General features: G+C 72.0%; 11 protein-coding genes. 8 read left to right on the top strand and 3 right to left on the bottom strand.

What is annotated here, in order from left to right:
* The 5 genes from VGR37_16380 to dut all read left to right on the top strand — a co-directional run.
* On the top strand, window positions 1-960 hold a 960-nt coding region (locus VGR37_16380; GenBank protein HEV2148984.1), incomplete at its 5' end, for a bifunctional riboflavin kinase/FAD synthetase.
* A 100-nt stretch (window positions 961-1,060) separates the two neighbouring features.
* The gene (rpsO, locus tag VGR37_16375) at window positions 1,061-1,324 is read left to right on the top strand and encodes a 30S ribosomal protein S15 (GenBank protein ID HEV2148983.1); all 264 of its coding nucleotides are present in this window, start codon (window positions 1,061-1,063) and stop codon (window positions 1,322-1,324) included.
* Between the two features lie 206 nt (window positions 1,325-1,530).
* A complete protein-coding gene (locus VGR37_16370; protein ID HEV2148982.1) occupies window positions 1,531-3,639 on the top strand; it encodes a polyribonucleotide nucleotidyltransferase in 2,109 nt (702 codons plus the stop codon).
* Between the two features lie 215 nt (window positions 3,640-3,854).
* Window positions 3,855-4,973, top strand: a complete 1,119-nt coding sequence (gene ald, locus VGR37_16365; GenBank protein HEV2148981.1) for an alanine dehydrogenase — start codon at window positions 3,855-3,857, stop codon at window positions 4,971-4,973.
* A 159-nt stretch (window positions 4,974-5,132) separates the two neighbouring features.
* A complete protein-coding gene (gene dut / locus VGR37_16360) occupies window positions 5,133-5,567 on the top strand; it encodes a dUTP diphosphatase (GenBank protein ID HEV2148980.1) in 435 nt (144 codons plus the stop codon).
* A 115-nt stretch (window positions 5,568-5,682) separates the two neighbouring features.
* Here dut and VGR37_16355 read toward each other — a convergent pair whose 3' ends face one another.
* Genes VGR37_16355 through murA form a run of 3 tightly spaced genes read right to left on the bottom strand, consistent with a single transcriptional unit; the run spans window position 5,683 to window position 8,150 of the window.
* Window positions 5,683-6,459, bottom strand: a complete 777-nt coding sequence (locus tag VGR37_16355) for a polyphenol oxidase family protein (GenBank protein ID HEV2148979.1) — start codon at window positions 6,457-6,459, stop codon at window positions 5,683-5,685.
* On the bottom strand, window positions 6,459-6,821 hold the full coding sequence (locus VGR37_16350; GenBank protein HEV2148978.1) for a hypothetical protein: 363 nt from the start codon (window positions 6,819-6,821) through the stop codon (window positions 6,459-6,461). Before VGR37_16350 ends, VGR37_16355 begins: the two co-directional genes overlap by 1 nt.
* 30 nt (window positions 6,822-6,851) lie before the next feature.
* Entirely contained in the window at window positions 6,852-8,150 is a 1,299-nt protein-coding gene (gene murA, locus VGR37_16345; protein HEV2148977.1) for a UDP-N-acetylglucosamine 1-carboxyvinyltransferase, read from the bottom strand.
* Between the two features lie 274 nt (window positions 8,151-8,424).
* Here murA and VGR37_16340 point away from each other — a divergent pair, with 274 nt between their 5' ends.
* From VGR37_16340 to VGR37_16330, 3 genes are all read left to right on the top strand, one after another.
* Window positions 8,425-8,775: a P-II family nitrogen regulator gene (locus tag VGR37_16340; protein HEV2148976.1), complete on the top strand. Its 351-nt coding sequence runs from the start codon at window positions 8,425-8,427 to the stop codon at window positions 8,773-8,775.
* A complete protein-coding gene (locus VGR37_16335) occupies window positions 8,772-9,653 on the top strand; it encodes a nitrilase-related carbon-nitrogen hydrolase (GenBank protein ID HEV2148975.1) in 882 nt (293 codons plus the stop codon). Before VGR37_16340 ends, VGR37_16335 begins: the two co-directional genes overlap by 4 nt.
* The coding region (locus VGR37_16330) for a hypothetical protein (GenBank protein ID HEV2148974.1) at window positions 9,650-9,887 on the top strand (238 nt) is incomplete at its 3' end. The genes VGR37_16335 and VGR37_16330, both read left to right, overlap by 4 nt.

Genomic DNA, 9,887 nt, shown 5'->3' with positions numbered 1-9,887 from the left:
CTCCCGCCCCCCATCCCCGCCGACGGCCGCGGCTCGGTGGTGACGGTGGGCACCTTCGACGGGGTCCACCGGGGCCACCGGGAGGTGCTGCGCGAGATCGTGCACCGCGCGGAGCGGACCGGGCGCCGCAGCGTGCTGGCGACCTTCCACCCGCACCCGCTCCGCGTGGTGCGCCCCCAGGACGCGCCGCCGCTCCTCACCACCCCGGCCGAGAAGCGCGAAGTGCTGGCCGAGTCCGGGCTGCACTACGCCGTGTTCCTCCCTTTCACCCCCGTGCTCCGCGACTACCCGGCGCGCCGCTTCGTGGAGGAGATCCTGATCGGGCGGCTGCGGATGGAGGAGCTCGTGATCGGGTACGACCACGGCTTCGGACGCGGGCGCGAGGGGGGCGTGGACACGCTCCGCGAGATCGGGGCGGAGCTGGGCTTCGCCGTGGACGTGGTCGAGGCGGTGGGCGGCGAGGGCGAGCCCTTCTCCTCCACCAAGATCCGCCGCGCCCTGGCCGAAGGCGACGTGCTTGCCGCGGCGGCCGGGCTGGGGCGCCCGTATTCCATCGAGGGGACGGTGGTGCAGGGCGACCGGCTGGGGCGGACGCTCGGCTTTCCCACCGCGAACCTCGCCCTGGACGACGCGGAGAAGATGGTCCCGCTGGAGGGGATCTACGCGGTGCGCGCCTGGGTGCGCGGCGAGCCGGTGCCCGGGCTCCTGCACCTGGGCCCCCGCCCCACCTTTGGAAGAGGCGAGCAGCGCATCGAGCTGTACCTGCTGGACTGGAGCGGCGACCTGTACGGCGACCGCGTGCGGGTGGAGTTCTGCGCGCGCATCCGCGGGGTCCTCGCCTTCGACTCGGCGGAGGCGCTGGTGGAGCGGATGCGCCGGGACGAGGCGGAGGGGCGCGCCCTCTTCCGGGGCGAGGCGGGGCCCACGGCTTGTGCGGATTTTCGGCCATGGTTATCTTGAGAGCTTGTGTAATTTGATCCCCGAGCGGTTTGCAGGCGGCAACTCGAAGGATCGGTTCACTTCCCGACCAGCATAGACTCTTCTGGAGGTACCGAATCGCATGGCGACCATCGATCGCGACGCAGTCATCACCAAGTACCAGGCCCACGAGACCGACCGTGGCTCCACCAAGGTGCAGATCGCGCTCCTGACGGCGCGCATCAACCACCTGACGGGCCACTTCCGGGCGCACAAGAAGGACCACCACTCCCGCCAGGGGCTCCTTAAGATGGTGGGCCAGCGCCGCCGGCTCCTGACGTACCTGAAGAAGAACGACCTGGAGGGCTACCGCGCCCTCATCGCCGACCTCGGTCTGCGCCATTGATGCAGGGCCGTCTCACGAGCGGGACAGTCGTTCACAAGCCGGCCGTCTGATCGTCTGGAGCGCCGCACGGGCATGGTCCGTGCGGCGTTCGTGCGTTTTGAGTTTCGAGTGAAAGAAATGCCGGATACGAAGGTCCGCGTGCGTGGGGGAGCGCGGACCGGCCTGCGGCCCCCCAGCAACCCGAATGCGGAAGAGAGACCAAGAGAATGGCAAGAATCGAACGGCAGTTCGCGGGACGGACGCTTTCCATCGAGACGGGGAGGATGGCCCGTCAGGCGGATGGGTCGTGCGTCGTGCAGTTCGGCGAGACGGTGGTGCTGTGCACCGCCACCGCCCAGGACAAGCCCACGCACCTCCCCTTCTTCCCCCTGACGGTGGAGTACCGCGAGCGGACCTACGCCGCGGGGAAGATCCCTGGCGGGTTCATCAAGCGTGAGGGGCGCCCCTCCGACAAGGAGATCCTCTCGGCGCGGCTGATCGACCGCCCGCTGCGGCCCCTCTTCCCGGACGGGTTCGCCAACGAGACGCAGATCTTCATCTACGTCATCTCCGCCGACCAGGAGAACGACGCGGACGTGATCGCGCTCACCGGCGCCTCCTTCGCGCTGAACCTGAGCCGCATCCCCTTCGCGGAATCGGTGGCGGCGGTGCGGATCGGGCGGATCCAGGGGCAGTGGGTGCTGAACCCCACCTTCCAGCAGCTGGAGTACTCGGACCTGGACATCGTGGTGTCGGGCTCGGAGAGCGCCATCACCATGGTGGAGGGCGGCGCGCTCGAGGTGCCGGAGGAGGAGATCGCCGAGGGCCTCCTGGTGGCGCACGAGGGGATCCGTGAGCTGATCCGCATCCAGCAGGAGCTGCTGGAGCAGGTGGAGCGGCAGCCGACCATGGAGTGGACGCCCAAGCAGGTGGACCCCGAGGTCCGCCAGCGGATCGAGGGCGCCGCCGGCGCGCGCGTCACCGAGGCCATGCGCCTCGGCGACAAGGCGGAGCGGAACACCGCCCTCGCCACCATCCGCAGCGAGGCCGCGGCGGAGCTGGTCGCCGAGATCGAGGGCGTGGAGAGCGACGTCGGCTCGGTGCTGAAGGACCTGGAGAAGCGCGAGATGCGCGAGATGATCCTGTCCACCGGGAAGCGCTCCGACGGCCGCGGGCTGGACGAGGTGCGCCCCATCAGCATCGACGTGGGCATCCTGCCGCGCGCGCACGGGTCGGCGCTCTTCACCCGCGGCCAGACGCAGGCGCTCGGGGTGACCACGCTGGGGACGCAGGGCGACGAGCAGCGCGTGGAGAGCATCGACTCGCCCACGGAGCAGACCAAGTCGTTCATGCTGCACTACAACTTCCCGCCCTTCTCCACCGGCGAGGTGAAGCCCATGCGCGGCACCAGCCGCCGCGAGATCGGGCACGGCGCGCTGGCGGAGCGGGCGCTGGAGCCGCTGCTCCCGCCGTACGACGAGTTCCCCTACACCATCCGCATCGTCTCGGACGTCCTGGAGTCCAACGGCTCCTCGTCCATGGCGACGGTCTGCGCCGGCTCGCTCTCGCTGATGGACGCGGGCGTGCCGATGCGCGCCGCGGTGGCGGGCGTGGCGATGGGGCTCATCAAGGAGGGCGACCGTGTCGCGGTGCTCACCGACATCCTGGGGATGGAGGACGCGCTCGGCGACATGGACTTCAAGGTGGCCGGGACGCGCGAGGGCGTCACCTCGATCCAGATGGACATCAAGATCGAGGGGCTCACGGTGGAGCTGATGCGCGACGCGCTGCAGCGGGCCAACCGGGCGCGGCTGCACATCCTGGACGAGATGGAGAAGGCGCTCGCCGGGCCGCGCGAGGAGCTGTCCCGGTACGCGCCGCGGATCATCACCATCAAGATCAACCCGGCCAAGATCGGCGAGATCATCGGCCCCAAGGGGAAGACGATCCGGGGGATCCAGGAAGCGACCGGCGCCACCATCAACGTGGAGGACGACGGCACCGTCACCATCGCCTCGGTCTCGGGCGAGGGCGGGGAGCGCGCGCGGAAGATGATCGCCGCGATCACCGAGGAGCCGGAGGTCGGCCGGATCTACGAGGGCGTGGTGAAGAGCACCACCACCTTCGGCGCCTTCGTGGAGATCCTCCCCGGCACGGAGGGGCTGGTGCACATCTCCGAGCTGCAGGACGGCCGGGTGGAGAAGACGGAGGACGTGGTCAAGAAGGGCGACGTGGTCCACGTCAAGCTCCTCTCCATCGACGAGAAGGGCCGCCTGCGCCTTTCCCGGAAGGTGGCGCTGGCCGAGATGGCGGAGGGGGTGCCCCAGGAGGCGTAGCCTTCTTCCCTTCCCGCGCACTCGCGCGACGCGGGCGGACGTGCCAGGGTGGCGCGTCCGCCCGTTCTGCTTCCCATGCGGCTGCGTGCCCGGGCCGTGGGAGTCGCGATGACACCCTCAGACTCGCGCAACGTGCACGGACGTGCCATATTGTCCCCGTCCGCCCGCGGCCGTGCCGGGGCGCTGCACCCACACACTAGACGCGTACCAGTCCTATGCTTATCGGCGTTCCTAAGGAGATCAAGACCAACGAGAACCGCATCGCCCTGGTCCCGGCGGGCGCGGAGGCGCTGGTCAGGGCCGGCCACACCGTCTTCGTGGAAAAGGGCGCCGGTGAGGGGAGCGGCTTCACGGACGACCAGTACACGGCCGTCGGGGCCCAGATCCTGGACGACGTGGAGGACGTCTGGGGGCGCGCCGAGATGATCATGAAGGTGAAGGAGCCCATCGCCGTGGAGTACCCGCGGATCCGCCAGAACCAGGTGCTCTTCACCTACTTCCACTTCGCGGCGGACGAGGCGCTGACGCACGCGCTGATCGACTCCAACGCGGTCGCCATCGCCTACGAGACGGTGCAGCTCCCCAACGGGGAGCTCCCGCTGCTGACGCCCATGAGCGAGGTGGCGGGGCGGATGTCGATCCAGGCGGGCGCCAAATACCTGGAGAAGTTCTACGGCGGGCGCGGCATGCTCCTGGGCGGCGTTCCGGGCGTTGCGCCGGCCAGCGTGCTCATCATCGGCGGCGGGGTGGTGGGGACCAACGCGGCGAAGATGGCGGCGGGCTTCGGCGCCCGGGTCACCATCGTCGACCTGTCGCTGGACCGCCTCCGCTACCTCTCCGACGTGATGCCGGCCAACGTGGAGCTGATCTACTCCAACCGCCACAACATCCTGGAGAAGCTGGAGCTGGCGGACCTGGTCGTCGGCGCGGTGCTCCTGCCGGGCGCCAAGGCGCCGAAGCTGGTGCTGCGCGAGGACCTGAAGCGGATGAAGAACGGGTCCGTGATCGTGGACGTGGCGGTGGACCAGGGCGGGTGCGTCGAGACCATCCGCCCCACCACGCACGAGGATCCCATCTACGAGATCGACGGCGTGATCCACTACGGGGTGGCGAACATGCCGGGCGGGGTGCCGCGCACCTCCACGCTGGCGCTCACCAACGCCACCTTCCCCTACGCGCTGCGGCTGGCGAACCTGGGGTGGGAGGAGGCGTGCCGGCGCGACCGCTCGCTCCTGCTGGGGGTGAACATCGTCGGCGGCAAGGTGGTGTACCCGGGCGTGGCCGAGGCCTTCGACCTGGAGTACACGCCGGTGGACCGGGTGCTCGCGGCGTAAGCCTCGGCTGGCCGTGCAGGATCAGGCAGGAGCCCCGCGGGAACGGTCCCGCGGGGCTCCTGTGCACGCAGAGCGGACCCCCTCCCCCGGCCCCTCCCCGCAAGGGGGAGGGGAGCACGACGACGGGCGCCGACCCGTCGCACATCGCACTCCCCGTCCATGATCGTCCGGTTCCAGCGCCTTCCGCACAACCCCGATCTCCCCCTTCCCGCCCGCCAGACCAGCGGTTCCGCCGGCTACGACGTGGCCTCGGCGGAAGCGGACTTCGTCCTCGCGCCGGGCGAGCGGCGGCTGGTCGCAACCGGCCTCGCCATGGAGCTGCCGGTGGACGTGGAGTGCCAGGTGCGGCCGCGCTCGGGGCTGGCGCTCCGCCACGGGATCACGCTCCCCAACTCCCCGGCGACCATCGACCCGGACTACCGCGGCGAGCTGAAGGTGATCCTCTGGAACGCCGGGAGCGAGCCGGTGCCGATCCCACGCGGAACGCGGATCGCGCAGCTCGTCTTCGCGCGCTTCGCCGCCCCGGAGATCGTGGAGACGGAGGACGTCGGGACTACGGACCGGGGTACGGGCGGGTTCGGCTCGACGGGCTGAGGCTGCCCCCCTCGCGCGGGCGGTCGGAGGCGGGATGGTGCCGAACGACCACTGCCGTTCTCCCCTCTCCCGCTTGCGGGGGAGGGGCCGGGGGAGGGGGCCCCCCGTGGTCCCCTCACCGGATCCCCAGCACCCCCATCTGCCGCGCGGGGGAGCCGCCCCGATGGGAGAAGAAGCTCCCCGGCCCGTGGCGCGTGCACTGGCCGGAGACGGTGATCCGCTCCGGCAGGACGCCACGCCCCACCGCGCGCTCGGCGATTGCGGCGCGCAGGTCGATCGGCGTCGGCGCGTCCGGGGGAGCGCAGCCGGGCCGTACGCCGGCGTGTACCTCCGGGCCCACCTCGTAGCACTCCCCGCAGATCGCCGGGCCGCAGTGCAGCCAGAGGTCCCCCGCGCGAGCGCCATGCTCCGAAGAGAGCAGCTCCAGCGCGCGCTCCACGATCCCCGCGGCCGTGCCCCGCCAGCCGGCGTGCACGAGCGCCACGGCGCGCCTCTCCGGGTCCACCACCGAGACCGGGACGCAGTCGGCGACGCTCACGGCGAGAAGCAGCCCGGGTAGCGCCGTCACGTGGCCGTCGAAGCCGTCCATCACCGCGATCCCGGGGGCGCCCCGCTCGCGGTGGACCCACACCTCCGCGGCGTGCACCTGGCGCGAGTGCACCACGGTCTCCACGCCTGCCGCGGACCGGAGCTTCCGCCAGCGCTCCAGGGCGGGGCCCACCGGCTGCGCGCCGGAGAGCCCCAGGTCGAACGGGACGTCGGCGGGGCCGGCGCCGGTGATCCCCTGCACGAGCCAGGGGAAGCGGTCCGCCCACTCCGGGTGCGTCCAGAGGGGGACGTCCCCGCCGGTCTCCGTCTCCGCGACTACGCGCGCCTGCGTGTTCGCTGCCACTACGGCTCGATGATGATCCCGCTGGCGTCGGGGCCGGCGCCGCGCTCCGCCTCGCCCTCCACGCCGCCCAGGCGCAGGCGCAGCTCCGCCATCTCGGCGCGGAGCGCCTCTACCTCCAGCCGCAGCTCGTCGAACTCCCTGCGGGGGACCACGTCCAGGCGCTCGCGCACGTCCTCGAACGTCCCCTGCGCGCGGCGCATGGCGTCCTGCACCGCCTGCTTCGCGCGGTCCGGCTTCATGTCGCCGCGCTCCACCGCCTCCTGGAACGTCTCCTCCACCGCCTCCTTGAAGGCGGAGAGGATCCCGATCCCGGCCCGGATCCCCTCGCCGATCCCCGGCATCCGCCGCTGCTCGTCAGCCATGTGGCGTCCCCCTGGTTGAGGTCACGGCCCCTAGTCGCCGTCGCGGGAGTCGGCGCGGGAGATCTCCGCGCCCAGGTCGCGCAGCCGCTCGTCGATCCGCTGGTACCCGCGCTCGATCTGCCCGACGTTGTAGATCTCGCTCTCGCCGTTGGCGCCGAGCGCGGCGATCAGGAGCCCCATCCCGGCCCGGATGTCCGGGCTCTCCACCACGCCGCCGCGCAGCTGCGACGGGCCGATCACGATCACGCGGTGCGGGTCGCAGAGGACCAGCCGGGCGCCCATGGCCACCAGCTTGTCCGTGAAGAACATCCGCGACTCGAACATCTTCTCGTGGATCAGGATCGTCCCCTCGCACTGCGTGGCGGTCACCAGCGCGATGGAGGTGAGGTCCGCGGGGAAGGCGGGCCACGGGCCGTCGTCGATCTTGGGGATGTACCCGCCCATGTCCATCTCCACCCGCATCTCCTGCGCGCCGGGGATGAAGAGGTCGTCGCCGCGCACCTCGGCCCGGACGCCCAGGCGGGCGAAGCCCAGCAGGATGGAGTTCAGGTGCTGCGGGTCGGCGTCGGGGATGAGGATCTCCCCGCGGGTGACCGCCGCCAGGCCGATGAACGACCCCACCTCGATGTGGTCGGCGCTCACGCGGAAGCGGCCCCCGCCCAGCGACTGCTGTCCCTCGATCACCAGCGTGTTCGTGCCGATCCCCTCCACCTTCGCCCCCATCCCCTGCACCATGTGGCAGAGGTCCTGGACGTGCGGCTCGGCGGCGGCGTTGCGCAGGCGGGTGGTCCCCTTCGCCAGCGCGGCCGCCATGATGGCGTTCTCGGTGGCGGTGACGCTCGGCTCGTCCAGGAACACGTCGGCCCCGGTGAGGCCGCCGGGCGCGCGCAGCTCGAACACCTTCTTCCCGACGTTCACCTCCGCGCCCAGGCTGCGGAGCGCAAGGAAGTGGGTGTCCATCCGCCGCCGGCCGATGATGTCGCCGCCCGGGGGCGGAAGCGTCATCTCCCCCACCCGGCCGAGCATGGGGCCGGCCAGGAGGATGGAGGCGCGGATGCGGGCCGCGGCGGACTCGTCGAGCTGCACCTGGCCGATGTCGCGGGCGCGGACCGTCACCTCGTTGTCCCCCGTCCAATCGACCTCGGCGCCGAGCGTCCGGAGCAGGTCCATCAGGGTAAGGACGTCCTTGATCTTGGGGACGTTCTCCAGCACCACCTCCTGGTCGGTCAGGAGGGTGGCGGCGAGCATGGGCAGGGCCGCGTTCTTGTTCCCGGCGGGCCGGACCGTTCCACGGAGCGGGCGACCGCCCTGGACGATGAACTTGGGCACTCTCGAGTCTCCAGGTCTGGGAATGCAAGCCCCCGCCGCCCCCGCCGTAAAGGCGGGGCAGAGCGTGGGTTCGGATCGGAGCCCGCCCCTGGGAGCAAGGATCGTGCACACCCCCGTCCGGCCGCTCCGGCAGACCGCCTGCCCATCCGGCGGGAGCGCACCGGAAAGGCCCGCGGTTCCTTGACACCCGCTCGGCGCGCTGGGTATGATACGACCGACCCGCAGGGCCGCTCCGGCTGCCCCTGCCCCGTTCTCCAGCGGCCCCGGAACGCGCGTGCAGCTCCTGATCGCCGTGATCAACGAGGAAGAGAAGCTGGACGAGATCCTCTCGGGCTTCGTGGAGCTGGGCGTCACCGGCGCCACGCTCGTGAACAGCGAGGGGATGGGCCGCTTCCTGGTGCACGACGTGCCGATCTTCGCCGGGCTCGCCGACCTGGCCTCGCGCTCCCGCCCCCGGAACTACACCATCCTCAGCGTGATCCGCGAGGAGGAGAAGGTGGACCGGGTGATCGACCTGCTGCAGGAGATCTGCGGGAACCTGGAGGACCCGGCCACGGGGATCGTCTTCACCGTCCCGGTCACGCGCGCGGTCGGGCTCTCCCCGGAGCTGGGCAGCCGGGAGTGAGCGCGGGGGAGTGGAGCGGGGCGCGCCTGCGCCTGCGCGTGGAGCAGTTCGCCCCCGTGCTCGGCGAGCCGGATGCGAACCTCCGCCAGGTGGCGGCGGCGCAGGCCGCCGCCGCGCGCGACGGGGTGGACCTGCTGGTGACGCCCGAGCTGGCGCTCACCGGGTACGACCTGCGCGACCGGACGCACTCGGTGGCCCTCCCCGTGGGCGGGAGCCCCTTCCCCGCCCTGGCCCGGGGGCCTGACGTGGTGCTCGGGATGGTGGAGATGGGCCCCGGCTTCGTCCCCTTCAACGCCGCGCTGCACCTGCGCGGGGGCGAGGTCCTGCACCGCCATCGCAAGGTCTACCTCCCCACCTACGGGATGTTCGACGAGGGGCGGTACTTCGGCGCGGGGGACCGGGTGCGCGCGTACGACGCGGGGGGCGGATGGCGGCTGGGGCTCCTCGTCTGCGAGGACCTCTGGCACCCGGCGCTCGCCTACCTCCTCGCCGCCGACGGAGCGAACCTGATCGTCGCCCAGTCCGCGGCGGCGGGGCGCGGCGCGTGGGAGGGCGGCGCGGAGGGCGGCCGCTTCGCCTCCTGGAAGACGTGGGAGCACCTGGCCGTCGCGGCGGCGGCCGCGTACGCGGTGTACGTCGTCGTCGCCAACCGGGTGGGCGTGGAGGGAGCGGCGGTCTTCGCCGGGGGATCCCTCATCGTGGGGCCGGACGGCTCCGTGCTCGCCCGCGGCGACGACCTGCACAAGGACCGCGTCACGGCGGACCTGTCGCTGGACGCGGTGGCGCGGGCGCGCCGACCGTACTCGCACGCCCGCGACGAGGACCCCCGCCTGGTGCTCCGCGAGCTGGCGCGCATCGTGGAGGAGGAGGCGCGGTGAGGGCGGCCCGGGTGGGGGAGGTGGTGGCCGCCGTCGCCCGGCAGGCGCTGGCGGACCGGGGAGTGGAGCGGATCGCGCTGGCGGACGACGGCTCGCCGGAGGCGGAGCTCGCCGCGCGCCTCCTGGCGCCGCTGGGCGCGGAGGCCACGGTCCGCGCGCGCGGGGACGGGCCGCGGCTGGAACCACTCTTGCACTCGCTGCGCGCAATCGGCGCCGGCGCGCGCGCGACACGGG

The organism is Longimicrobiaceae bacterium, from assembly GCA_035936415.1.
In the GTDB taxonomy this organism is placed as follows: domain Bacteria; phylum Gemmatimonadota; class Gemmatimonadetes; order Longimicrobiales; family Longimicrobiaceae; genus JAFAYN01.
The sequence above is the reverse complement of the archived record's forward strand: the minus strand, read 5'-3'. Positions and strand labels throughout refer to the sequence as shown.

What these genes read in the sequence shown, in the direction of transcription:
- rpsO (HEV2148983.1), top strand. Translation starts at nt 1,061, where the DNA reads ATGGCGACCATCGATCGCGACGCAGTCATCACCAAGTACCAGGCCCAC.
- VGR37_16370 (HEV2148982.1), top strand. Translation starts at nt 1,531, where the DNA reads ATGGCAAGAATCGAACGGCAGTTCGCGGGACGGACGCTTTCCATCGAG.
- ald (HEV2148981.1), top strand. Translation starts at nt 3,855, where the DNA reads ATGCTTATCGGCGTTCCTAAGGAGATCAAGACCAACGAGAACCGCATC.
- dut (HEV2148980.1), top strand. Translation starts at nt 5,133, where the DNA reads ATGATCGTCCGGTTCCAGCGCCTTCCGCACAACCCCGATCTCCCCCTT.
- VGR37_16350 (HEV2148978.1), bottom strand. Translation starts at nt 6,821, where the DNA reads ATGGCTGACGAGCAGCGGCGGATGCCGGGGATCGGCGAGGGGATCCGG.